Annotated in this window: 21 protein-coding genes; 7 read left to right on the forward strand and 14 right to left on the reverse strand. The window is 73.2% G+C overall.

The genetic code is table 11. The features are described 5' to 3' along the window. Positions 1-15: 15 nt before the first annotated feature. The 5 genes from SACTE_RS28235 to SACTE_RS28255 all read right to left on the reverse strand — a co-directional run bounded on the left by SACTE_RS28235 (position 16) and on the right by SACTE_RS28255 (position 6535). Positions 16-2187, reverse strand: a complete 2172-nt coding sequence (locus SACTE_RS28235; RefSeq protein WP_014049426.1) for an MMPL family transporter — start codon at positions 2185-2187, stop codon at positions 16-18. Positions 2188-2226: 39 nt separating this feature from the next. Then, positions 2227-2775 (reverse strand): TetR/AcrR family transcriptional regulator, encoded by a 549-nt coding sequence (locus SACTE_RS28240; protein ID WP_014049427.1) that lies wholly within the window; start codon positions 2773-2775, stop codon positions 2227-2229. Positions 2776-2890: 115 nt separating this feature from the next. Then, positions 2891-3682: a DeoR/GlpR family DNA-binding transcription regulator gene (locus SACTE_RS28245; RefSeq protein WP_014049428.1), complete on the reverse strand. Its 792-nt coding sequence runs from the start codon at positions 3680-3682 to the stop codon at positions 2891-2893. 85 nt (positions 3683-3767) lie between these two features. Next, positions 3768-5126, reverse strand: a complete 1359-nt coding sequence (locus SACTE_RS28250; protein ID WP_014049429.1) for a gluconate:H+ symporter — start codon at positions 5124-5126, stop codon at positions 3768-3770. Next, entirely contained in the window at positions 5126-6535 is a 1410-nt protein-coding gene (locus tag SACTE_RS28255) for a homoserine dehydrogenase NAD-binding protein (RefSeq protein WP_014049430.1), read from the reverse strand. The genes SACTE_RS28250 and SACTE_RS28255 overlap by 1 nt, the downstream gene beginning before the upstream one ends. Positions 6536-6733: 198 nt before the next feature. Between SACTE_RS28255 and otnK the strand changes: the two genes are divergently transcribed. Continuing rightward, the gene (gene otnK / locus SACTE_RS28260) at positions 6734-8017 is read left to right on the forward strand and encodes a 3-oxo-tetronate kinase (RefSeq protein WP_014049431.1); all 1284 of its coding nucleotides are present in this window, start codon (positions 6734-6736) and stop codon (positions 8015-8017) included. After that, complete coding sequence (locus SACTE_RS28265; RefSeq protein WP_014049432.1) at positions 8014-8658, forward strand: class II aldolase/adducin family protein; 645 nt, start codon at positions 8014-8016, stop codon at positions 8656-8658. Before otnK ends, SACTE_RS28265 begins: the two co-directional genes overlap by 4 nt. A 43-nt stretch (positions 8659-8701) precedes the next feature. On the opposite strand, the gene SACTE_RS28270 is transcribed toward SACTE_RS28265, so the two are convergent. From SACTE_RS28270 to SACTE_RS28280, 3 genes are all read right to left on the reverse strand, one after another. Next, positions 8702-9853, reverse strand: a complete 1152-nt coding sequence (locus SACTE_RS28270) for a homoserine O-acetyltransferase (protein WP_014049433.1) — start codon at positions 9851-9853, stop codon at positions 8702-8704. Next, positions 9850-11217: a bifunctional o-acetylhomoserine/o-acetylserine sulfhydrylase gene (locus SACTE_RS28275; protein WP_014049434.1), complete on the reverse strand. Its 1368-nt coding sequence runs from the start codon at positions 11215-11217 to the stop codon at positions 9850-9852. Before SACTE_RS28275 ends, SACTE_RS28270 begins: the two co-directional genes overlap by 4 nt. Positions 11218-11519: 302 nt before the next feature. Next, the gene (locus SACTE_RS28280; RefSeq protein ID WP_014049435.1) at positions 11520-12131 is read right to left on the reverse strand and encodes an XRE family transcriptional regulator; all 612 of its coding nucleotides are present in this window, start codon (positions 12129-12131) and stop codon (positions 11520-11522) included. A gap of 142 nt (positions 12132-12273) precedes the next feature. Here SACTE_RS28280 and SACTE_RS28285 point away from each other — a divergent pair, with 142 nt between their 5' ends. Both SACTE_RS28285 and SACTE_RS28290 read left to right on the forward strand, forming a co-directional pair. Further along, positions 12274-13260, forward strand: coding sequence for an alpha/beta hydrolase (locus SACTE_RS28285; RefSeq protein WP_014049436.1), 987 nt, complete (start codon positions 12274-12276; stop codon positions 13258-13260). Between the two features lie 226 nt (positions 13261-13486). Next, on the forward strand, positions 13487-16822 hold the full coding sequence (locus tag SACTE_RS28290; protein WP_014049437.1) for a S8 family serine peptidase: 3336 nt from the start codon (positions 13487-13489) through the stop codon (positions 16820-16822). A 146-nt stretch (positions 16823-16968) separates the two neighbouring features. Here SACTE_RS28290 and SACTE_RS28295 read toward each other — a convergent pair whose 3' ends face one another. The 4 genes from SACTE_RS28295 to SACTE_RS28310 form a co-directional block, all read right to left on the reverse strand. Beyond that, complete coding sequence (locus SACTE_RS28295) at positions 16969-17628, reverse strand: hypothetical protein (RefSeq protein ID WP_014049438.1); 660 nt, start codon at positions 17626-17628, stop codon at positions 16969-16971. Continuing rightward, positions 17625-19151, reverse strand: a complete 1527-nt coding sequence (locus SACTE_RS28300) for a HAMP domain-containing sensor histidine kinase (protein WP_026359075.1) — start codon at positions 19149-19151, stop codon at positions 17625-17627. The genes SACTE_RS28295 and SACTE_RS28300 overlap by 4 nt, the downstream gene beginning before the upstream one ends. Beyond that, positions 19148-19834, reverse strand: coding sequence for a response regulator transcription factor (locus SACTE_RS28305; protein WP_014049440.1), 687 nt, complete (start codon positions 19832-19834; stop codon positions 19148-19150). The genes SACTE_RS28300 and SACTE_RS28305 overlap by 4 nt, the downstream gene beginning before the upstream one ends. 280 nt (positions 19835-20114) lie before the next feature. Then, positions 20115-20468, reverse strand: a complete 354-nt coding sequence (locus SACTE_RS28310) for a DUF6204 family protein (protein WP_014049441.1) — start codon at positions 20466-20468, stop codon at positions 20115-20117. A 148-nt stretch (positions 20469-20616) separates the two neighbouring features. Between SACTE_RS28310 and SACTE_RS28315 the strand changes: the two genes are divergently transcribed. Continuing rightward, positions 20617-21513, forward strand: coding sequence for an arginase family protein (locus tag SACTE_RS28315; RefSeq protein WP_014049442.1), 897 nt, complete (start codon positions 20617-20619; stop codon positions 21511-21513). A gap of 21 nt (positions 21514-21534) precedes the next feature. After that, the gene (locus tag SACTE_RS28320; RefSeq protein WP_014049443.1) at positions 21535-22065 is read left to right on the forward strand and encodes an AAA family ATPase; all 531 of its coding nucleotides are present in this window, start codon (positions 21535-21537) and stop codon (positions 22063-22065) included. Between the two features lie 7 nt (positions 22066-22072). Here SACTE_RS28320 and SACTE_RS28325 read toward each other — a convergent pair whose 3' ends face one another. Next, positions 22073-22426, reverse strand: coding sequence for a VOC family protein (locus tag SACTE_RS28325; RefSeq protein ID WP_014049444.1), 354 nt, complete (start codon positions 22424-22426; stop codon positions 22073-22075). Between the two features lie 305 nt (positions 22427-22731). Here SACTE_RS28325 and SACTE_RS28330 point away from each other — a divergent pair, with 305 nt between their 5' ends. After that, entirely contained in the window at positions 22732-23862 is a 1131-nt protein-coding gene (locus SACTE_RS28330; RefSeq protein WP_014049445.1) for an NAD(P)/FAD-dependent oxidoreductase, read from the forward strand. A 52-nt stretch (positions 23863-23914) separates the two neighbouring features. Here the strand turns inward: SACTE_RS28330 and SACTE_RS28335 are convergent, their stop codons facing one another. Beyond that, positions 23915-24721 (reverse strand): methyltransferase domain-containing protein, encoded by an 807-nt coding sequence (locus tag SACTE_RS28335; protein ID WP_014049446.1) that lies wholly within the window; start codon positions 24719-24721, stop codon positions 23915-23917. Positions 24722-24802: the final 81 nt, after the last annotated feature.

Below are 24802 nucleotides of genomic sequence, written 5' to 3' on the forward strand. Positions count from 1 at the left end.
CCGGGGCCCGGTCGGTCAGGCCTTCACGAGTTCCTCTTCCTCCGTGGTGTGACCCACCGGGATCTCGCGGTGCAGCCGCTCGCCCTCGATGTCGAGGTCGGGCAGCGCGCGGTCGACCGGGCGGGGCAGCCACCAGGCCGCCCGTCCCAGCAGATGCATGACCGCCGGCACGAGGGTCATGCGGACGACGAACGCGTCGACGAGCACGCCGATCGCCAGGGCGAACCCGATGGACTTGATGATCGGGTCCTCCATGAGGACGAACCCGCCGAAGACAGCCGTCATGATCACCGCGGCGGCGGTGACGACCCGCGCGTTGTGGCCGACCCCGCTGACGACGGCCTCCCGGGCGTCGGAACCGTGGACGAAGTCCTCCCGCATCCGGGAGACGAGGAAGACCTCGTAGTCCATGGCGAGCCCGAAGAGGATGCCGATCAGCAGGATGGGCAGGAAGCTGACCAGCGGTCCGGGTGTGTCGAGTCCGACCAGGTCCGCGAGGTGGCCCTCCTGGAAGATCGCGACGGTGATGCCGAAGGTCGCGCCCACGGTGAGCAGGAAACCGAGCGCCGCCTTGAGCGGCACCAGTACCGAACGGAAGACGAGCATCAGCAGCAGGACGGACAGCCCGACCACCAGCAGGAGATAGACCGGCAGGGCGTCGCCGAGCTTCTCCGAGACGTCGATCCCGACGGCGGTGGCACCGGTCAGCGAGATCGTGGCGCCCTCGACACCCTTCACCCGGTCACGGATCGAGTGGACGGTGTCCTCGGTGGCGGCCGCGGTCGGACCCGTCTTCGGGATCACCGCCAGCAGAGCGGTCGTCCCCTCCTTGTTCAGCTGCGGCGGGGCGACCGCCAGGACACCCTCGGTGCCGGTGATGAGCGCCGCGGCCTCCTTGGCGGCCGCACCGGTCGCCTGGGCGGTGTCACCGGAGACGACGGCGACCAGCCGGCCGTTGAAGCCCTCCCCGAATCCCTCGGTGGTCAGGTCGTAGGCCTCGCGGTTCGGGGAGCCGACGGCCTCCGTGCCCGCGTCGGGCAGCGCCAGACGCATGTCCTGCACCGGCAGGGCCAGCGCGCCCAGGCCGATGACGCCGAGGACCAGGACGGGGACGCGCAGCCGGGCCACGATCCGGCCCCAGCGGAAGCCGAAGGCCGCGTCGGCCTCGGCGGGCGAGGGGGCCCGGTCCGGCGCCCGCCGCTTGCGGGGCAGGACGCGGGGGCCCGCGAAGCTCAGTACCGCGGGCAGCAGCGTCAGGGAGACCAGCACCGCGAGCGCGACCGTGGCCGCGGCCGCCACACCCATGACGGTGAGGAAGGGGACGCCGGCGACGGCGAGCCCCACGAGGGCGATGACGACGGTGGCGCCCGCGAAGACGACGGCCGAACCGGCGGTGCCGGTGGCCCGCCCGGCCGCTTCCTCCCGGTCCATGCCCTCGAAGAGGTACTGGCGGTAGCGGGAGGTGATGAAGAGCGCGTAGTCGATACCGACGGCCAGACCCAGCATCAGCGCGAGGATGGGCGCGGTACTGGTCAGTTCCACGGTGCTGCTGAGCGCGAACAGCCCCGCCATGCCGGCCGCCACACCGACCAGGGCGTTGAGCAAGGTCATCCCCGCCGCCGCCAGTGAACCGAAGGTCAGGACCAGGACGAGCGCGGCGACCGCCACCCCGATGCCCTCGGTCGAGCCGATCTCCGGCGCGCCCCGCATGATCTCGCCGCCGTGTTCGACACGGAGACCGTCGGCGGACGCGCCCGCCTTCGTGAACGCCTCGCGCTGTGCGTCGGTGATGTCGTCGGCGGGCGACGTGAACTGCACCTGGACCAGGGCGTAACGGCCGTCGGGGGAGACGGCCCCGGAGGCGAACGGGTCGACCGCCCCGACGACCCCGGACACCTTCGAGGCGTCCTCGGTCACCGGAGCCACCGCCGCGGGCGTGAGCTTCCCGCCCGCGGGCGCGGCCACGACTATGGTCCCGGTCGCACCGCCCGCCTGCGGGAACTCCCGGGCGAGCGAGTCCATGGCCTTCTGCGACTCGGTGCCGGGGATCGAGAACTTGCTGGTGGTGGGCCCGCTGAAGGCCGCCGCCGCGCCCCCGAGAAGGGCGAGCAGCAGCAGCCACAGGGCCAGGACCCGCCCTCGGTGGCGGAAGGACAGCCGGCCGAGCCGGTACAGCAGAATAGCCATGCGAGAGAGGAGTCTTTCTCTTCGTTCCGGAGACTTCTGTCAGCTGGTCGAGCGCCCGAGGGTCCTCAACGCCCCCTGGGTCAGTTCGGCGCGCATCATGTCCTGTTCGACGTCCACGTCCGCGGCGACCGTGACGGCGACGCCGCCGATCACCATCTGGGCCATGACCCGGGCCCGAGGCCGGTCCGAGCGGCCGGCCAGCGCGTCCGCGAGCTGGTCGACCGCCCGGGGGATGACGGCCAGCACGGGATGGCCGAGCATGTCCGGCAGCTCGGCGAAGATGATCTTTATCTCCAGGTGGAACCGCATCGCGAGGCCGACGTAGCCCCGCACAGCCGGTTCGACGGCCTGGTCGCCGTCCAGGGCCGCCAGCTCCTCGCTGAGGGCGCGGAGGCTTTCGGCCGGCGGCGTCAGCAGCTCGGTGAGCATCGCGTCCTTGCTGGCGAAGTGGTACAGCAGGGACGCCTTGGAGCAGTGCGCCTCGGCCGCGATGTCGTGCAGCGAGGCGCCCTTGAAGCCGTGCTCGGCGAAGAGACGCAGGGCGGAGTCGAGGATGTGACGCCGCATCGTGGACGGGGGACGGGGCATGGGGCCACCGTAGCTGACCGATCGGTCAGAGGTTTGCCCGCACCCGTCCTCACACACGTGTGCCCCCTTCCGCCGGGACGGAAGGGGGCACACGGAGTGGGTGCGGGTGCCGGCCTCAGGCGCCGGCCAGCCGCAGGTCGGCGCCGCCGGCGCGGATGCCCTCGGCCGCCGCCTCGGCCAGCGAGCGGTCGGTGACGACGGTGTCGAAGGCGCTGAGCGGAGCCACCCGGAACTTGCCGAACGTCCCGTACTTCGACGATCCGGCGACGAGCACGCTGGAGCCCGTGCACTCCATGGCGGCCTGCTTGACCTCCACCTTCGCCGCCGACGGGGTGGTCACCCCGCGCAGCAGGTCCCAGGAGCTGGTGCTGATGAAGGCGATGTCCAGGGCGAGCTGACGCAGCGTCGTGGCGGCGAGCCGCCCGACGCTGGAGCGGTTGGACGGGTCCACCTGTCCGCCGATGTGTATGACGTCGAGGTGGGTCGAGGCCATCAGCCGGTCCACGGTCGTGAAGTCGTTGGTGACGACCGTCAGCGACGTGTGGCGCGCGAGCAACGGCACCATGGCCAGCAGTGTCGTGCCCGCGTCCAGGTAGACGGTCATCCCCTCCCGCACCAGCTCCGCCGCGGCCGTCGCCATGGCCTGCTTCTCCGGCTGCTCGATCAGGGTCTTGGCCTGGAAGCTGGGCTCGCTCTGCAGATGGCTGGCGATCCGGGCCCCGCCGGGCACGGAGAACACCAGCCCCTGACGCTCCAGTTCGGCGATGTCGCGGCGGACGGTCATGTGGGACACGCCGAAGAGCTGGGTGATCTGCTGCACGCTCAGCACACCGTCGCGCCGCAGATGCTTCAGCAGGAGCTCGCGTCGCTGATCGGGGATCAGGGGCAACTGCTCTTCTTCGGCCACCGGTGCTTCACCTTTCCTCACGCGGCCACCGCGGCCGCTGCTCGATTGTGCCGTTCTGCCCGGCGGCCTCCCAACCGGGCACGGCTCAGGAGCCGACGAACGTGCTCAGCAGGAGTACGCCGCCGAGGCTGAGCAGCGACTGGAGGGAGAGCATGAGCGTCCAGGTACGGAAGGTCTGGGCCACCGAGAGCTGGTAGTACTCCTTGAACAGCCAGAACCCGGAGTCGTTGACGTGGGACAGCATCACCGCGCCCGACGCCGTGGCCAGCACCAGCAGTTCGGGCGAGAGACCCGGGTAGGCGCCGATCAGCGGGGCGACGATCCCGGTGGCCGCCGCGGTGGCGACGGTCGCCGAGCCGAGGCAGATGCGCAGCAGCGCGGCGACCAGCCAGGCGAGCAGCAGCGGGGGTATCGACCAGTCCACCGCGTAGTCGGAGATCAGCTTGTCGATGCCGGTCGCGGTGAGCATCGCCTTGAGGCCGCCGCCGGCGCCGAGGATCAGCACGATGCCGCCGACGGGGCCGAGGCCCTTGCCCGCCATCTTCTGGAGCTGGTTCAGGCCGAAGCCGGAGCGCAGACCCAGCGCGAAGAAGGCGAAGATCACCGCGGCGAGCAGGGAGATGACCGAGGAGTCGCACGCCTCGAAGACCGCGTAGGGCAGGGAGCCCTCGGCGGTGTTCGCGGTGCCGACGGTCCCGATGAGCATCAGGACGGGCGGCAGCAGCACGGTGATCAGAGCGAGCACGAACGAGGCCGGCCGCTTGCGGTTCTCCGGCTCGGGGCTCGTCTCCGGGATGGGTCCTTTGTCGAGGTCCGGGGCCGGGCCGAACCACCGCGAGGCGAACTTCGTCAGCAGCGGTCCGCTGATCACCGCGATCGGGATGCCGATGATCAGGCCGTACATGATGGTCAGGCCGGTGTTCGCCCCGTACGCCGAGACGGCGAGCGTGGGCGAGGGGTGCGGGGGCAGCAGGCCGTGCGAGATGTACAGGCCGGCGGCGAGCGGCAGGCCCACGTACAGCAGGTGCGTGCCGGTGCGCTTGGCGACGGCGTACACCAGCGGCACCAGCATCACGAAGCTGACGTCGAAGAGGTGCGGCATCCCGATGAGCAGGGCGGCGGCCGTGATGGCCGTCGGGATCCACTTGACCGGGCGGGCGCCGATGAAGACGGTCGCGATCCGGTCGGCGCCGCCGGAGCCCAGCAGGATGCCACCGAGGATCGTGCCGAGCCCGATGGTCGGGCCGGTGCTCTTCAGCGCGTCGCCGAAGCCGTCCTGGAAGTGGTCGACCGTGTCACCGGGGCCGAGCCCCGCCGCGAGCCCGAGGCCCAGGGCGGAGAGCGCCAGCGCCAGGAAGGGATGGAGCTTGGCCTTGGTGATCAGCAGGATCAGGACGACGACCGCGGCGGCGCCCAGCAGGAGGTTCTGGAGGTCGGTGCTCATCATCGGCTCGCGTGGGGGACGGGGGAGTGGGTGGTGCGCGAGGCGCGCCCGGAGGCCCAGGCGTGCAGCAGCTCGGTGTCCGCGTCGGCCAGGTCGCCGAGCGTGATCAGGTCGCCGGCCCGGACGTCGCGCCCGAGGGTGGCATGGGCGGCGAGGTACAGCGGTGCCGTGTCCGAGGGAGTGTCCTCGTCGCGGAGCAGGACGGCCTGGACACCGGTGACGTCGTGGTGGTGTCCGCCCATCTCCAGCACGGTGCCGGCGGGCAGGTCACGACGGGCGCGGCCGGCGAGCACGGCGTGCGCGCGGGGGTCCGTCCCGCCGGAAGGCCTGCCGTGCAGCACCGCGGAGAGCAGCGAGACGGGGGTCTCGACGCCCATCAGGTGGTACGGGAGGTAGATCGCCGCGTACCGGCCGTCGCGGCTGACGACGTGGCCCTTGCCGCGCAGCGTCTCCCAGGTGACCGGGTCGCCGGTCCGTACGACGACGAAGACGCCGCCCGCGAAGGAGGCCTCGTCCGGCAGCCGCAGCGCGCTGAACACGTCGACGGCACCGGTGCGGTGCAGCAGGCCGCCGTCCTCGCGCAGGGCGTAGACGTCGGCGAGCTCGGCGATCCGGGCGACCGGGTAGTGCAGGCGCTCGGTGTCCGGGCGGAAGCCGGTGTTCGTCGCCACGACCGCCATCTCGCAGTAGTCGGCGGTGGCGCCGGTGGGCAGGGCGGTCACGGCCGCGGCGCGGGCGGCGAGCGTGGCCCGCACGTCGGAGCCGAGGGCGAGCAGCCCGGCCAGTTCCGGGGCGGGGACGGTGGTGTCCAGCTGGGTGACCGCGCCGGTCGCGGGGTCGAAGACGAGGTCGTACTCGCTGGACTTGCCGATCGCCACGATGTCCAGGCCGAGCAGCTCGGCCCAGGTCACCAGGGCGATGAGGTTGGCCGGCTGGTCGCCGTCGGCCGTGGTGTAGACGACGCCGTTGTCACGGGCCAGGTCGGCGAGGTGCAGTCCGGCCACGGAGTCGACCTCCTTGCTGACCATGGCCACGTGACGGCCGCCGGTCAGCGCGGCACGGGCCATGGCGTACCCGTCGGCGGGGCTTCCCGTGGCCTCGACCAGGATGTCCCAGGGGGCCGCGGTCAGCAGGGCGCCGTCCGCGACCAGGGCCACGGAGCCCTCCTCGACGGCGTGGGCCACCTCGTCGGCGTCCGCGCACACGCGCAGCCGCCCGTCCTCGTAGCCGAGCTCGACGAGCATCCCGCGCAGCCGGTCCACGTCCCGGTCGCACAGCACGGCGGGGGCCAGGCGGTCGATGCGCAGGGTCTGGGCGAGCAGGGTCCGGGCGAAGCCGCCGCCGGCGCCGGACAGTGCGTAGTGCACGGTCCGCTCGCCGGTTCCGGCGAACAGGTGTTGCAAGTTCATGGGCTCTCCTAGACGGGCGCACTGCTCGGTTCGACGGCTCCGACGAGGCGGTCTCGGCAACGGCACGAGCACCACAGGGGAGCGTGTTAACAAGATGTATCAGCAGATCCCGCCTGCGTAAAGTCTGTTAACATTTTTTCACACGTAAGCGGTCGGGGAATCTCACCCGGCACCGCATCCCCTACGCAAGGAGGTCCGATGCCGACCCTCGGGGCCATCGCCGACGACTTCACCGGAGCCACCGATCTCGCCACCATGCTCGTCGCCCGGGGGTACCGGACCGTGGTGACCGTCGGCACGGACGCCTTCGCGGACGGCACGGGAAACCGGACGCTGCGCGACGCGGACGCGGTCGTGGTCGCGCTCAAATCGCGCACCGCCCCCGTCGAGGAGGCCGTCGGCGCCTCGCTCACCGCCCTTCGCGCCCTGCGCGAGGCGGGCTGCGCGCGCTACTACTTCAAGTACTGCTCCACCTTCGACTCCACCCCGCGCGGCAACATCGGCCCGGTCGCCGACGCCCTCCTCGCGGAGCTGGACGAGCACCGCACGGTCGTCGTCCCCTCGTTCCCCGCGACCGGACGCACCGTCGACCAGGGACTCCTGTACGTCCACGGGGAACTCCTCCAGGACAGCCCCATGCGGCACCACCCGCTCACCCCGATGCGCGACTCCGACCTGCGACGGCTCCTGGCCCCGCAGACCGGCCACCCGGTCCGGCTCGTCGGCCTCGACACCGTACGGGCGGGCAGCGATGCCCTGCGGGCCGCCCTGGACGCCCCGGACCTCGCCGACGCGCTCGTCGTCGTGGACGCCGTCACCGACCAGGACCTGGAGACCGTCTGCGCGGCCACCGCCCACCTCACCCTCGTCACCGGGGCGGCGGGCCTCGCCCTCGGCCTCACCGGCCCGCACACCGAAGCCGCCCGCGCCACCCCCGTTTCCGGCCCCGGCGACCCCGGCGTCGTCCTCTCCGGCAGCGCCTCCTCGGCCACCCGCGCCCAGGTCGCCCACGGCCGCACCCGGCTGCCGCACCGCAAGCTGGACGTGGCCGCCCTGCGCACCGACTTCTCCGGCACCGTCGCCGGCCTCGTCGCCTTCGCCCGCCGGGCCTGGGACGACGACCCCGCGAAGCCACCGCTGATCTACGCCGTCGGCGACCTCGGCGACCTGGAGCAGACCCCACCCGACAGCGCCCCCGCCGCCTCCGAACTGGTCGAGCGGGCCCTCGCCGCCTGCGCCACCGGCCTCGTCGCGGCGGGCGCCCGCCGGCTCCTGGTGGCCGGCGGCGAGACCTCCGGAGCCGTCGTCACCGCACTCGGCGTCCGCACCCTGTCCATCGGCGCGCCCATCGCCCCGGGCGTCACCTGGGCCCGCGCCGAGGGACGGGCACACGGCCGGGACCACACCGTGGACCTCGCCCTCAAGTCCGGCAACTTCGGCGACACCGCCATCTTCACGGAAGCCTGGAGCGCCCTGGCATGAGCGACCCCCGTACCGACCTCGCCGCCGCCGGCGCCCGGCTCGCCGCGCTCGGACTCAGCCCCGGCTCGTCCGGCAACCTCAGCGTCCGGGTCGAGGACCGCGTCCTGATCACCCCCACCGGGGCCGACCTCTCCGCGATAGACCCGGACGGGCTCAGCGAACTCGGCCTCGACGGCGTCCACCTCGCCGGACCGCGCCCGTCCAAGGAATTCCCCCTGCACAGCGCCTTCTACCGGCGCGACGCCGCCACCCGTGCCGTCGTCCACCTGCACGCCCGGCACGCCACCGCCGTCTCCTGCCTGCCGCCGTGGTCCCCGCGCAGCGCCGTGCCCCCGCTCACCCCGTACTACGTGATGCGGGTCGGCCAGACCCCGCTGCTCCCCTACGCCCCGCCCGGCGACGCGGGACAGGCCGAGGAGCTCGCCCGGCTCCCCTTCCCGCTCCGTGCCGCCCTCCTCCAGAACCACGGTCCGGTCCTCGCCGGCACCACGATGGCGCAGGCCCTGGACGCGGCGGTGGAACTGGAGGAGGTCTCGGCCCTGCTCCTCGCCCTGGGCGGGCGGCCCGCCCGGCTGCTCACCCCCGAGGAGGCGGACGGGCTCGCCCGGAAGTACGGCTCGCCCTGGGACGACCACCGCTGAGCCCGGCCGGGACGGTGGGCGGACTTCCGGTGACCGACGGCCGTCAGCCGGCCGATTCCAGCAGCTCCACGATCAGCTCGCCCACCTGTTCCGTCTCCAGCAGGAAGCCGTCGTGCCCGCTCGGCGACTCGATCACCCGCAGGTGGTCCGCGCCGGGGAGCGCCGTGGCCAGTTCGCGCTGCTGGGAGAGCGGGAAGAGCCGGTCCGTGTCGACCCCGGCCACCAGCGCGGGCATGCCCGCCCGGCGCAGGGCGGTCCGCACCCCGCCCCGCCCCCGCCCCACGTCGTGGCCGTTCATCGTCTCGGTGAGGGCGACGTAGCTGCCCGCGTCGAAACGCCGGGCCAGCTTGGCGGCGTGGTGGTCCAGATAGGACTCGATCTGGAACCGGCCGCCCCGGTCCGGGCTCTCCCCGTGCTGGGCCTCGCGGCCGAAGCGCGCGGCCAGTTCGGCCTCGCTCCGGTAGGTCACGTGGGCGATGCGGCGGGCGATCCCGAGCCCGCGGTGGGGCCCCGCGCCGGGCGGGGCGTCGTGGTAGCGGCCCGCCCGCCACCCGGGGTCGGTCCGGATCGCGGCGATCTGTACGGAGCCCCAGGCGATCTGCTCGGCCGAGGAGGCCGCCGGGCACGCGAGGGCCAGCAGCGACCCGGTCCGCTCGGGATGGCCGACCGCCCACTCCAGGGCGCGCATACCGCCCATGGAGCCGCCGATGACGGCGGCCCACCGGTCGATGCCCAGCGCGTCGGCGAGCCGCACCTCGGCGGCGACCTGGTCGCGCTGGGTGAGGCGGGGGAAGGACGGGCCCCAGGGCCGCCCGTCGGGCCCCTGGGAGGACGGGCCGGTGCTGCCCTGGCATCCGCCCAGTACGTTCGGAGCGACGACGAACCACCGCCGCGTGTCGAGCGCCCGGCCCGGTCCCACGAGCGCGTCCCACCACCCGGCGGTGGGATGACCCGGACCGGCCGGACCGGCCACATGGCTGTCCCCGGTCAGGGCATGCAGGACCAGCACCGCGTTCGAGGCGTCCGGGGCGAGCCGGCCCCACGTCTCGTACGCGAGCCGTACCCCGGACAGCGACTCGCCGGACTCCAGGGGCAGGGGCTCGGCCTGCCCCACCCACGCGCGCCGGCCCGGTGGACCGCCCTCCCGCCAGCCTCCGGTGGCCGGCGGGAGGGCGGAGACGCCCGTCACGGTCATGCGGCGGCCGCGCCCTTCGCCGCCCTGAAACCTGCCTCCAGGTCCGCCTTGAGGTCGTCGATGTGCTCCAGGCCGACCGACAGGCGGACGAGGCCGGGGGCGGTCCCGGTGGCGGTGAGCTGCTCCGGGCCGAGCTGGCTGTGGGTGGTCGACGCGGGATGGATGATGAGGCTGCGCACGTCACCGATGTTGGCCAGATGGCTGAACAGGGTGACCCCGTCGACGAACCGCCGGCCCGCCTCGACGCCGTCGCGCAGCTCGAAGGAGAGCACGGCGCCCGCGCCACGCGGAAGGTAGCGGCGGGCCGCCTCGTTCCAGCGGTTCGACTCCAGGCCCGCGTAGTGGACGGCCGAGACCTCGTCGCGGCCCTCCAGCCACTGGGCCAGGGCCAGCGCGTTGGACGTGTGGCGTTCGATGCGCAGACTGAGCGTCTCCACGCCCTGGAGCAGCAGGAAGGCGGAGTGCGGCGAGAGGGCCGGACCGAGGTCGCGCAGCAGCTGCACCCGGAGCTTCACCGCGAAGGCGCCGGCGCCCAGGTCCGGCCAGTAGCGCAGACCGTGGTAGCTCGGGTCCGGCTCGCTGAAGTCGGGGAAGCGGTCGGCGTGCGCCCCGAAGTCGAAGGTGCCGGCGTCGACGACGACCCCGCCGACGGTCGTGCCGTGGCCGCCGAGGAACTTCGTCGCCGAGTGCACCACGACGTCCGCACCGTGCTCGACGGGCCGCAGCAGATACGGCGTCGGCACGGTGTTGTCGACGACCAGCGGCACCCCGGCCGCGTGCGCCACGTCGGCCACCGCCCGTACGTCCAGGACGTTCCCGCGTGGATTGCCCAGCGTCTCGGCGAACAGGGCCTTGGTGTTCGGGCGTACGGCGGCGCGCCAGGCCTCCTGGTCGTCCGGGTCGTCGACGAACGACACCTCGATCCCCAGCCGCGGCAGGGTGTGCCGGAAGAGGTTGTACGTGCCGCCGTAGAGCGAGGTGCTGGAGACCACGTGGTCCCCGGCCCGGGCCAGGGTCAGGAGGGCGAGGGTCTCGGCCGCCTGACCGGAGGCGAGCGCGACGGCGGCCACGCCGCCCTCCAGCGCCGCGATCCGCTGTTCGAGCACGTCCTGCGTCGGGTTGTGGATCCTGGTGTAGATGTTGCCGGGCCTGGCCAGCGAGAACAGGTCGGCCGCGTGCTGGGTGTCGTCGAAGACGAACGAGGTGGTCTGGTAGATCGGGGTGGCCCTGGCCCCGGTCGTGGGATCGGGCGCGGCCCCGGCGTGGATCTGCCGCGTCTCGAAGGACCACGCGGCCACGTCGTCCCCGGGGGTGGCGTCGGCGGGCGTGTGTCCCGCGGTCACGGAGTCGATGGGCTGGCTCATGTCTTGACCTCGCACGGTTCGCTGGAGAACACCGCCACCGAACGCTTCCGGCGGCTCCCCGACGACGCTAGAGGCAGGGCGTCGGCCTGGGCAGCGCCTCGCCGGTCCGGCCACGAACCTGCAATACCGCCGCAACGAGAGCGACTTCGGACGGGCGGGAGGACCTGGCCTTCTTCCGGGGCCGCCGTGCCGGCGGAGGTGGGGGCAGCCCTCGGCACCGGTGCCGAGGGCCTGCTGAGCGGTCCCGCGACCGCCGCGCGGAGCACGGCCACCGGGGCCGGACCGGTCACGCGGGACGCGGGCTACCGGGCCCCGCGCCCGGGGGGCGGCAGCGTACGCGGCCGGAGCCGTTCACCCTGCGGACCGAACAGGACCAGGTACTCGACCGGCCCACCGGGGCCGGCGTTCGCCAGCCCGTGAGGGGTGCGGGTGTCGAACTCGGCGACCTCCCCGGCGGCCAGGACGAGATCCTGGTCGCCGAGCGCGAGCCACAGCCGCCCGTACAGGACACACAGCCATTCGTGCCCGTCGTGGGACACCTGCCGGGGCCGCGCGGGCGGCTCCTCGACGGCGGGCAGGACGTGCTTGTGGGCGTGCAGGCCGCCGACGTAGCGGGTCAGCGGCAGCACCGCCTTGTCGTCCCCGAAGCTGTGCGGCGCCGAGGTGCGCGGCTCGGCCACCGGGGCGGGAGCGGTACCGGCCAGCTCGTCCAGGGAGGCGCCGTACTCCTTCGCCAGCCGCGTCAGCACCTCCAGGGTGGGCCTGCGTCGGCCGGTCTCGATCCTCGACAGCGTGCTCGGCGGGACACCGGTCGCACAGCTGACGCCGGCGAGCGTGGCGCCGTGCCGCTCGCGGGCCGCGCGCAGCCTGGGCCCCATCGCCGCCGGTGTGCCGTCCAGGTCGTCGCCCGCCACCGTTCCGGCTCCTTTCCGCCGTACCGCTCAACCCCTCTGTCCTGCGAGTTTGCCAGACGGGCAACGCCGATGGCGTCGGGGCGCCGCCGCGCCGCATGATCGACGGGTAGCCGCGTCCACCCCGCGAACCGAGGAGAGCCCCATGCAGCCCGAGCCGACCGCCGAGCTCCGCCACCGCACCGTCGAGACCCCGGCCGGTCGCCTGCACCTGGTCGAGCAGGGCACCGGCCCGCTGGTCCTGCTCGTGCACGGCTTTCCCGAGTCCTGGTACTCCTGGCGCCGCCAGCTCCCGGCCGTCGCCGCCGCCGGCCACCGGGCGGTGGCGATCGACGTGCGCGGCTACGGCCGCTCCTCCAGGCCCGCCGCGACGGACGCCTACCGGATGCTCGACCTGGTGGAGGACAACGTGGCCGTCGTGCGCGCCCTCGGTGAGGAGAGCGCGGTGGTCGTCGGCCACGACTGGGGCTCCAACATCGCCGCCTCCTCCGCCCTGCTGCACCCGGAGGTCTTTCGCGCCGTCGGCCTGCTGAGCGTCCCCTACGCCCCGCCGGGCGGCCCCCGCCCCACCGACGTCTTCGACCGGATCGGCGGCCCCGAGCAGGAGTTCTACGTCTCCTACTTCCAGGAGCCCGGCCGCGCCGAGGCGGAGATCGAGCCCGATGTCCGGGGCTGGCTGGCCGGCTTCTACGCGGCGCTGTCCGCCGACACCATGCCCGCCCAGGGCGAGCCCGACCCGCACTTCGTCGCCCACGGCGGCCGACTCCGCGACCGCTTCCCCGCAGACAGGGCCCCCGCCTGGCTGAGCGAGGCCGATCTCGACTTCTACGCCGCGGAGTTCGAGCGCACCGGCCTGACCGGCGCCCTCAACCGCTACCGCGCCATGGACCGTGACTGGGAGGACCTCGCTCCCCACCGAGGGGCCCCGATCAAGCAGCCGTCCCTGTTCATCGGCGGCACCCTGGACGCCTCCACCACCTGGATGGCCGACGCCCTGGACGCCTACCCCGCCACGCTCCCCGCCCTGTCCGCCTCCCACCTGCTGGAAGGCTGCGGCCACTGGATCCAGCAGGAACGCCCCGCCGAGGTCAACCGCCTGCTGACCGACTGGCTCGCCACTCTCCGGAGCTGAACCGGACGCGCTCGGGGGCGTGTCGAGCGGCGCCTCGCACGGTTTCGGCGGGGCGCGATCCGTCGGCAGGTAAGCCTGGATCACGCCGAACGGCTGTTACACAACGATCATTGAGTGGCTTCGAACAGCCCCGGCATACTCAGGATCCCGGGGCCGAACGCACAGGCGAACGCCCCGTGCGGGCCGGGCCTTCGCCCGCCCGATTCACTCCTGAGCAGGGGCAATCTTGCGAAAACGATCAAAGAAGGCGTACGCCGTCGTCGCCGCGGCCGCCGTCATCCTGACCGCCGGAATGTCGGGCCCGGCGTCGGCGGAGACCGGCGGCGCGGACCCGGTGTTCCCGGTCCCCACCGGGGACGGGGGGACGGCCGGCCGCACCGTGCACACGGTGACCCTGATCACCGGCGACCGGGTCCTCGTGGACTCCCGAGGCCGGGTCGGCGGTGTCCAGCGGGCCGAGGGCCGGGAGAACATACCCTTCTTCACCCAGACCTACGACGGCCGTACCTACGTGGTGCCACGTGACGCCCGGCGGTTGATCGCCGACGGCACGCTGGACCGGCGGCTGTTCGACATCACGGGACTCGTCGAACCGGAGAGCCGCAAGGCCTACCGGGCCGGACTCAAGGTGATCGTCGGCTACCGGGGATCGGCGGCCACGTCCGCCCGCGCCGAGGTGCGGGCCTCCGACGGCACCACCGTCCGCCGGTCGCTGTCGGCCCTCGGCGCCGATGCCGTCACCACCACCGACGGCACGGACTCGCTGTGGGACGCCCTGACCCGTCGGCAGGGCGACGGGTCGGTGGCCACGGCCTCCGGCATCGCGCGGATCTGGCTGGACGGTGTACGGAAGGCGTCGCTCGACCACAGCACCGGACAGATCGGTGCCCCGGCGGCCTGGGCCCGCTCCTACGACGGCACCGGTGTGAAGATCGCCGTCGTGGACACCGGCATCGACGCCACCCACCCGGACCTGACGGGCCGTGTGGTGGCGGAGCGCAACTTCAGCGGTTCCCCCGACGTCAAGGACCGCGTCGGACACGGCACGCACGTGGCCTCCATCGCGGCCGGTTCCGGGACGAAGGACCCCCGGTTCAAAGGCGTGGCGCCCGGAGCCCGGTTGATCAGCGCCAAGGTGCTGAACGACGAGGGCGTCGGTGACGACTCCGGCATCCTCGCGGGGGTGGACTGGGCCGTCGCCCAGGGCGCCGACATCATCAACATGAGCCTGGGCGGGCCCGACACCGAGGGGATCGACCCCTTGGAGGCCCAGGTCAACCAGGTCTCCGCGGAGAAGGGCGTCCTGTTCGCGGTGGCCTCGGGCAACAGCGGGCCGGGGCGGGGCACGGTCGCGTCGCCGGGCAGCGCCGATGCGGCCCTGACGGTCGGCGCCGTGGACGACGACGACCGGATCGCCGACTTCTCCGGCACCGGGCCCCGCATCGGGGACGGCGCCGTCAAGCCCGACATCACCGCGCCGGGCGTGGACATCACGGCGGCCGCGGCGGCAGGCGCCTCAGGACAGAGCCCTCCCGGGTACCTCACCCAGAGCGGCACCTCGATGGCGACCCCGCACGTCGCGGGCGCCGCCGCCGTCCTCAAGCAGAAGAACCCCACCTGGACGGGCGCGCGGATCAAGGCCGCCCTGACGGGCTCGGCCGAGGGCGGCCCCCACTCGGTCTTCCAGCAGGGCGCGGGCCGGCTCGCCGTCGACCGGGCGATCGACGGGACGGTCGTCTCCGAACCGGTCTCGGTCGGTCTGGACACCCAACGGTGGCCGCACTCCGACGACACGCCCGTCACCGAACAGGTGACGTACCGCAACAGCGGCACCGCCGACGTGACGCTGGACCTGTCGCTGGAGGCGCCCACCGGCGGAGACGGACAGCCCGCCCCGGCCGGGTTCTTCACCCTCGGCGCGCAGCGGCTCACCGTCCCCGCGGGCGGCACCGCCGCCGTTGGCCTGACGGCCGACACCCGGCTCGGCGGCACGGTCGACGGAACCTACTCGGCCACCGTCGTCGCCTCCCAGGACGGTCGGACCGTGCGTACCCCGGCAGCGGTGGAGCGCGAGGGCGAGTCCTGGGACGTCACCTTCAGGACCATCGGACGGGACGGCGCGACCGGTACCAACTGGCAGGCCGACCTGAAGGGTTACCGAGACTCCGCGACGGGCCGGCGGTTCTTCCCGGACCTGTCGTCGGGCTCGGCCACGGTCCGGCTGCCGCGCGGTACCTACAGCCTCTCCGCCGACATGCTGGTCGACCCCGCGGACCCGGACAAGGGCGTCGATCTGATCAACAACCCCCAGTTCTCGGTGACCGGACCCACCACGGTCACCCTCGACGCCCGGACCACCCGGCCCGTGACCTTCCGGGTGCCGGACGCGGCCGCCCGCCCCACGCGCGCCGGAATGATGTACACCCTGGACACACCCGACGCCTTCATCATCGAAGGCGGCGAGTTCGGCAGCTTCGACAACCTGCGTACCGCCTACCAGGGCCCCACGATGGGCGAGGGCGTTCTCGCCCAGCAGTGGTCCGCGCACTGGATGCGGGGCACCAGCGAGTACAACGTCCTCACCGGCGGCCCGGTCCGCGAACTGGCCACCGGTTACAGCAAGACGTACACGGCCGGGGACATGGCCCTGGTGAAGGCGCGGATCGGGTCGTCCGCACCCGGCCGTGAGGGGGCCCTCGCGGCGCACGGCATGCTCGACTACGGAGGAGGCGTCGACGCGCCCTTCACCGTGCAGCCGGCGCCGGGAACACGCCGAGTGTACCTGTCCACGGCCGACGGCGCCGCCTGGAACGTCGTCGCGGGTGTCCTGGGCGAGGCGGACGAGGCGGGCCACCGGAGCTTCGACTCCGCGTACGCGCTCGACGAGCCGCGGCGATTCGAGGCCGGGGCGACGTACACCGAGACCTACAACGCCGGTGTCCTGGGACCGCGGATGAACGCGGACGACGGCATCCTGCGCGACGGGGACGACGTGTACGGCTCGTTCCCGCTGGTCAGTGACGGTTCGGGCCATTCCGGGTTCGCCGAGTACGCGAGTGCGAGCACCACCATCCACCGTGACGGCGAGCTGTACGTACAGAAGGACGCCGCCGTCGACCAGGAGCTCTTCACGCTGCCGTCGGAGCCGGCCACGTACACGGTGTCGACGACGATCCACCGGAACCCGACGGTCAACCGCGCCGGGACCCGGATCGACGCCTCGTGGACCTTCGACTCGGCCCGCACCGACAGCCCGACCGCGCTCCCGGCCTCCACGGTCCGCTTCCTGCCGCGGCTCGCCCTGGACTCCACCGTCCCGGCGGGCAGCAGGCAGACCGTCCCCGTCGAGGTGCAGGGCGCCGCGGCCGGCGCCGGCCTGAAGACGCTGCGCGTCCTGGTGTCGTACGACGACACGACCTGGGTGCCCGTCCCGGTCAGGTCCGGTGCGATCACGGTGAGCGCCCCGGCGAAGGACAGGGCGATCTCGCTGAAGGCCGACGTCACCGACAAGGCCGACAACAAGTCGACGGTCACGATCCACCAGGCGTTCTTCGGCCGGTGACGTGACACGGGGCCGAGGTCCACGCACGACGCGTGACCGGGACACGGCCCGGTGAGTGGAGGAGAGCGGCCCGCCGGAACGCGTGTTCCTGCGGGCCGCCGCCTTCCCGCGCGGATGAGCACACGCTCCCGCGCCTGCGCCCCGGTTCAGCGTGCCTGGACCGGGACCGCCCGCACGGGGCAGTCGGCCGGGGCGAGGCGCCCTTCCTGCCCGGCCAGGCTCACGGACACGGCGCCCTGCGCACGCGCCGCGTACGCGGCCGTGCAGACGATCTGGTCCCGGGCGGGGCCGGTCAGCCCCGCCACCCGCAGGCGCAGCGTGACCACGACGGTGCTGCCATCCGTCTCGATCCGGTCGACGGCGGATGCCGTTCGGGGCAGCGAGGGAGCGTTGCGGAACCCGGCCCGGCGTTCGGCCGCGTCCGGACCGGCGAGCAGGGCGGTGACGGCCGCGAGCGGCGAGAGGGACTCGTCCGCGGCCCCACCCGCCGGGGACGAACCGCCGAGGCCGTCCTGTCCGGAGGGCTCGTCCGTGTGGACCGAGCCGTCCGGCCCGACCGTGCCCGAGCCGCCGTTCGGCCACGGGGTCTCGACGATCCGTGGCACGGGCAGCAGCGCGTCGTCGGGCGAGAAGAAGAACAGCAGCACACGCCCCTCGCGCGGAGGGAGCAGATCGGCGACCGCCGGGCCGCCGGCCTCGATCACGTCCGTCTCCTGGATACCGCAGCCCGCGAGCGGGCCGGAGGCGAGCGCCAGAAGCGCGGCGACCGGGACGGCCCGGCGCCCGGGGAAGGCGGGTCTCCTCACGTCGTGGCCCCTGTCCGGTCGCGGCTGTCCGCCGGGCCCGAGCCGCTCTGCGCGGAGGGACGGCCGTCCGTCTCCCCGCCTGGGGACGCGGGCCCCTCGAACGGCAGCTCCACGGTGAACAGCGCTCCGCCGCCGGGCGGGTTCTCCGCGCGCACCCTGCCACCGTGCAGATGTACGTTCTCCTCGGTGATCGCCAGCCCGAGGCCGCTGCCCGACGAGCGGGAGCGTGCGGTGTCCGCCTTGTAGAACCGGTCGAAGATGTGCGGCAGCGCGTCCGGCGCGATCCCGGGGCCGCTGTCGTGCACCTCGGTGATCAGCGCGCCTCCGCGCGCCGACAGCCGCACGGTGACCGGTTCGGCGCCGTGGCGCAGGGCGTTGCCGACCAGGTTGGCCACGACGACGTCGAAGCGGCGAGGATCGAGGCGGATACGGAGGCCGTCGGGCAGCTCTGCGTGGACCCGGCCGAGCCACTGCCTGCCGGACAGGGTGCCGCGCACGGCCTCCGCCGCGTCCACCTCGTCGGTGTTGAGCTCCGCCGCGCGGGCGTCGAAGCGGGAGATCTCCATCAGATCCTCCACCAGGACGGCCAGTTTGGCGGTCTCGGCGCTGATCAGGCGCACCGCCCGAGCGGTGTCGGGGGAGAGGGCCCCGGCGTCCTCGTCGACCACGTCCGTGACGGCGAGCATCCCGGCGAGCGGGGTGCGCAGCTCGTGCGAGACGTCCGAGGCGAAGCGCCGGGCCCGCGTCCCGGCGTCACGCAACTCCTGTACGGAGTCCTCGAGTCGGGCCGCCGACTCGTTGAACGTCCGCGCGAGGTCCGCCATCTCGTCACGGCCGTGCACGGGGATACGCGTGTCGAACCGGCCCCCGCCCATGGAGTGCGCGGCACGTCGCAGTGCCCGGACGGGGCGGAGCACGCTGCGCGCCGCGAGCAGCGCGGGCACCAGGGCCACGGCCAGCCCCGGCAGCGCGCCGTCGCGGGCGGCGGTCACCAGACCGTCGATGTCCACCTCCTCGTTCGTCATGGGCATCACGGCGAAGAGGACCAGGCCGCTGGGTACGGCGCGGCCGCCGGCGATGATCCGCGTCATCACCGGCATGCCGATCGTCAGATAGGCGCTCCCGTCCTTGACGACCCGCTCGAAGCTGCCGTGCGGCGAGGTGAGCGCGGCCCGGCGCAGCTCGGCGGTCACGACACCGGAGACGGGCCGGTCGCCCGAGGACGCGCGCAGGGAGCCGTACTCGGCGAAGACGATCCACGGATGCGGCTTGGCACGCGCCGCGATGTCGTAGAGGTACCACCGCAGCGCATCCGGGTCCAGGGGCAGCTCGGGGACGAACTGCTCGACCTCCTCGCGGAAGGAGGCGACGGCCGTGTCCTGAGCCCGGACGAGGACCGCGCTGCGCGCCTCCCGATAGGTCAACGCGGCGGTGGTGACGGCGCTGACGGCGGCCACCAGCAGGAACGCGATCACCAGCCGGGTGCGCAGCCCGAACGCGGCGGCCACTCTCGGCTTCCTCACAGCGGACCGAAGCGGTAGCCGAGGCCCCGGAGGGTCTGGACGTACCGAGGACTGGCGCAGTCGTCCTCGATCTTGGCGCGCAGCCGGCGCACACAGGCGTCCACCAGGCGGACGTCACTGTGGTAGCTGTGCTCCCAGACCTCCTCCAGGAGCCGCTGCCTGCTGAAGACCTGTTCCGGTACGGCGGACAGGCACAGCAGCAGTTTCAGTTCGGAGGGCGCGAGGGGGACCGGGGCGCCCGACCTGAGCACGGTCCAACCGGCGCGGTCGATGCCGAGTTCACCGTGCTGCTCGACGGCGGGCACCGCCGCGCCGGCCGGCACTTCGACACGGCGCAGCACGGCGCGTATGCGGGCCTCGATGACCTCCGTCCGGGCGGGCTTGACGATGTAGTCGTCCGCTCCCGCCTCCAGGCCGACGACGATGTCCACGTCGTCGCCGCGCGCGGTCAGCATGATGATCGGCATCTGGCTGCTCTCGCGTACCCGGCGGCACACCTGGACTCCGCTCATGGCGGGAAGCATCAGGTCCAGCAGCAGGAGATCGGGGCGAAAGGCGGGCAGCGCCTCCAGCCCGGCCTCGCCGGTCGCGGTGGCGAGGACCTGGTGCCCGCGCCGGCGCAGTCCGAGCTCGACGCCCTCGCGTGCGGAGAGGTCGTCTTCGACGAGGAGGACGCGGGGCATGGCGGTGTCTCCGGGGGCATGGGAAGGGGAGGTCGTCAGGGGTTCGGTGAACGGTCCGGCGGTGGCTCTCCATACTCCCAGGCGGCCGCCGTGTGGTGACAGGCGGTCAGCTGTGCCGGGTGTGCCCGGGGCGCATCACGTCGTGCCGCCGAGCCGTGCTTCGACGTACGGCACCCGCTCCCGGGTCAGGGAGCGCGGGCCGGGGAACGGTGAGCCCGTGACAGAGCTGAGAGCACGGAAACACCCGGTCGACGCTCCTGCGGCAGCCGTCGGCCCGCCGTCACGCCGCCCCCGGTCCCCGCCGCCCCTTGTAGTTGACCTTCATCGTGTCCATGTCGGTCACGGTGGAACGCAGCTCCCCGTGGGGCAGCCCGCGGTCCCGGAGCGCCGTCTCGGCCCGGTCCTCGGCGAGTGCGCCGGCCATCTCGTCGCCGTCCTCGGGGTCGGACCGCACCACGTACCGGAAGCTGAAGTGCTTCAGGGTGGCGTCGTACGCGAGGGAGCCCTCCTCGGTGAACTGCATGGCGGTGAGCCCGTGCGCGTCCACCTCGGCGAGCAGGCGCTCCCGGTCCGGGGCGGTCAGACCTTGCCAGGTGCCCCGCACGATCACCCGGTACGTGTGCTGCGTGCTCATCGTCCTGTCCGTCCTTCTGCTCAGAAGCCGTTGTGGAGGCCGTTCTCGAAACCGCCGGGGAGCTGTCGTCGGAGCCGCCCCCGGGGGCCGCTCCCGAAAACCCTCACACCGTTGGGGAACGAAGGGTACGACGGCGAGGATGGGACGCATGCGCAATATCGTGGTCATCGACGCCCCGTCCAACCTGGGCCTGCGGCCCCCCGCCCCCGGAACCGTCCCCGGCTGCTGCAAACTCGCCGGGGCGCTGCGCGAGAGGCGGATCGTTCAGCGGCTCGGCGCCACCGAAGGCGGCGTCGTCGTGCCTCCGCGCTACGACCTAGGGGACTGGCGGGAGGGCGACGGCGTGTTCAACGCCGCGGCGATCGCCCGCTACACCCGTACGCTCGCCGACCGCGTCGAAACCCATGTCAGGGCCAACGACTTCCCGCTCGTCCTCGGCGGGGACTGCTCGATCCAGCTCGGCTGCACCCTCGCCCTGCGGCGCATCGGGCGGTACGGGCTCGCGGCGGTCGACGGTTCCGCCGACTTCCGCCACCCGGGCAACAGCGACCGGATCGGAGCCGCGGGCGGCGAGGAACTGGCGCTGGCCACCGGCCGCGGCCAGACCGACCTCACCGACCTGGAAGGGCTCGGCCCCTATCTGAGGGACGAGGACGTCCGGCTCTTCGGGATGCGCGACGGCGACGAGGACCGCGCCGAGATGGCCGCCCTGAAGATCCCCAACGCCACGGTCGGGGAGATCCGCGAGCGGGGCCCGGCCGACCTCGCCCGGGAGGTGGTGCAGAGCCTGGAGGTGCCGGGCCTCGACGGGTTCTGGGTGCACTTCGACGCCGACGTCCTCGATCCGAGCGTCATGCCGGCCGTGGACAGCCCCGACGACGGCGGCCTGTTCCCCGAGGAGCTCGCACCGATCCTGCGCACCCTGCTGCGCTCGCCCCGCTGCGTCGGGCTCAACGTCACCATCTACGACCCCGACCTGGACCCCGACGGCACCGCCGGCACCCTGCTCGCCGACCTCGTGGTGGCGGCCCTTCGTGAGGACTGACGCGTCCGCTACGTTGCTCCGGTGATCATCTGGGTGAACGGCGCCTTCGGCAGCGGCAAGACGAGGCTCGTGGACGAGCTCCACCGGCGCAGGCCGGACGCCCTGGTCTACGACCCCGAGCAGACCGGGTTCGTCCTGCGGGACATCGTGGAGGTGCCCACCGGTGACTTCCAGGACCTGCCGCTGTGGCGGAGCCAGGTCGCCGGCATGCTCGTCGACCTGGTGCGCGCCTACGGGCGTCCGGTGCTGGCGCCGATGACGCTGGTCGACCCCGGCTACGCCGAGGAGGTCTTCGGGGCACTGGAGGCCGCCGGGGTCGAGGCCCACCACTTCTTCCTGGACGTCCCCGCCCGCACGCTGGAGGCCCGGCTCGACGCTCGGGTCGTCGTGCCCGGGGACCCCGAGCGCGACGAACTCGCCCGTAGGTGGTGCAAGGCGCAGATCGCCCGCTGCGTGGCCGCCACCGAGACCCTGCGGCCGGGAACCGTGCGCCTCGACGGCGAGCGGCCCACCGGCGAACTGGCCGACGAGGTGCTGGAGTACCTCGACTGAGCGGCCGTCAGGCAGAGGTGCTGCGGTCGACGTACTCGAAGACCGAACCGTCCGGATGCAGAGCGATCAGGTTGCGGCCGGCCGGGGTGGGGACGGGCCCGGCGATGACCTTCGCCCCCGCCCGGGTCAGCGCCGTGTGGGCCTCCTCCACGTCCTTCACCGCGATGGTCGCCGACACCTTCCGCAGCACCTCGATCTCCGCCTGCGGCCCGCTCATCAGCAGGAAGCAGCCGATGGCGGCCACCGAGACCCCGCCGCGCTCGAAGCGCAGGGCGGGAGTGCCGGTGAGGCCCTCGTAGAAGGCCACCGAGGCCTCCAGGTCGTCGACGCAGATACGCAGCGTGGTTCCCAGGATCTCCATGCCCACGAGGTTAGTTGTCCCTTCGGCGAAGCGTGATCGATTCCGCCGGACGGCTCCGCGGCGACCCGCGACGCGCCGAACGCCCGGCACCCGGCGCCGGTCAAGGGGGCCGGCCTCGACCGGTGTGGGCGGGGGAACTCGCTGAGGTCCCGTGAGCCCCGCGCCCCGAACCGCGACCGCTGTCGGGCGGTTGTCGGTGGTGGCGGGTGATCTGTCGGTGGTCTGTCGACGGCCGCCCGGACAGTGGATCTGCCGGCGTCGGCCCTCGACCGCGCCGGCGGCCCGTCCTCGGAAAGGAAGCACCCATGACCACCGACGTCACGATCATCGGCGCCGGGCTCGGCGGCCTCACGCTCGCCCGCGTCCTGCACCTCCACGGCATACCGGCCACGGTCTACGAGGCGGAGTCCTCACCGGCCGCACGCTCGCAGGGCGGCATGCTCGACATCCACGACCACAACGGGGAAATCGCTCTCGCGACGGCCGGACTGACGGACGAGTTCCGTGGCCTCGTGCTCGAAGGGCGCCAGGCGATGCGGCTCCTCGACCCGGACGGGACCGTCCTGTTCGACAAGGCGGACGACGGCACGGGCGGGCGTCCCGAGGTGCAACGCGGCGAGCTGCGACAGGTCCTGCTCGACTCGCTCCCGGCGGGCACCGTCCGGTGGGGCCACAAGGTCAGCGGCGTCCGCGCCCTGGGAGAGGGCCGCCACGAAGTGACGTTCGCCGACGGCGGCACCGTCGCCGTGAGCCTGCTGGTCGGTGCGGACGGCGCGTGGTCACGGGTCCGGCCGCTGCTGTCCGCCGTCGCACCCGAATACACCGGCAAGTCGGTCGTCGAGACCTATCTGTTCGACTCCGGCACCCGGCACCCGGCCGCCGCGAAGGCGGTCGGCGGCGGGTCGATGATCGTGCACACACCGGGCCGGGAGATCTTCGCCCACCGGGAGAAGGGCGACACCCTGCACGCCTACGTGGGGCTGTCCGAACCGCAGGACTGGTTCACCGCCGTCGACTTCGCCGACGCCGCCGCGGCCACCGCCCGGATCGCCCAGGAGTTCGACGGCTGGGCCCCCGAACTCACCGCGCTGATCACCGACAGTGATGTCGCGCCGGTCCTGCGCCCCCTCCACGCCCTGCCCGCCGGGCATCGGTGGGACCGGGTGCCGGGGGTGACCCTGCTCGGCGACGCCGCCCACCTCTCGGCACCGAACGGCGAAGGCGCCAACCTGGCCATGCTCGACGGCGCAGAACTCGGCGAGCTCATCGCCACGCACCCCGACGACATCGAGGCCGCGCTCACCGCGTACGAGGAGACCATGTTCCCCCGCGGCGCCGAGGCCGCGGCCTTCGGGAAGCCCGACGCACACGGGGACGGCCACGACGACACGCCGCACAGCCTGATCGCCGCGTTCGCCGGGCCCGAGCAGCCGTGACAGGGCGGGCGCCCCGGGTCCTCGCCGGCGTGAAGGAGCCGGGCCCCGCCCGTCAGGCCCGGCAGAGCAGCTCGCCGTGCGGAACCATGAACCACGCGTCGGGCTCCCCGCCCCACGCCCGCCAGGCGTCCGCGATCTCCGCCAGCTGCCCGGCCGTCGCGTGCCCGCCCTCCACCGCGCGCTCCGCGTACGCCGAAGCCGTCGTACGGTCCGCCCACAGGCCGCTCCACCAGGCCCGGTCCTTCCCTGCGTAGCACCAGGAGCCCGCGCCGGGGGTGATGTCCGTGAAGCCCGCCCGCCGCGCCCAGGAAAGCAGCCTGCGGCCGGCGTCCGGCTCGCCGCCGTTGGCGCGGGCGACCCGGTGGTACAGATCCAGCCAGTCGGTCATGCCCGGCACCTCGGGGTACCAGGCCATCGCGGCGTAGTCGCTGTCGCGCGCCGCGACGACACCGCCCGGCCGGCACACCCGCCGCATCTCCCGCAGGGCCTGGACCGGATCGCCCACGTGCTGGAGCACCTGGTGGGCGTGGACCACGTCGAAGGTGTCGTCGGGGAAGTCCAGGGCGTGGACATCGGCGACGGCGAACTCGACGTTGTCCAGGCCCCGTTCCTCTGCCACCTCGGCCGCCTGGCCGAGGACGTCACCGCTGCTGTCGACGCCGGTCACCCGTCCCGGTGCGACCAGCGCGGCGAGGTCGGCCGTGATGGTGCCCGGACCGCAGCCGACGTCCAGCACCCTCTGGCCGGGGCGGAGTTCGGCCAGGAGGTAGGCCGCGGAGTTGGCGGCGGTGCGCCAGCGGTGCGAGCGCAGCACCGACTCGTGGTGACCGTGGGTGTAGACGGCGGTTTCCTCCGGCATGGCCGTACGTCCTCTCTCGGAACGCGTGCGTGTGAGCGGTTGGTGGTCCGGCCACCGTACGCGCCCACTCCGCATTCTGAG

This window comes from Streptomyces sp. SirexAA-E (genome assembly GCF_000177195.2).
Lineage (GTDB): Bacteria > Actinomycetota > Actinomycetes > Streptomycetales > Streptomycetaceae > Streptomyces > Streptomyces flavovirens.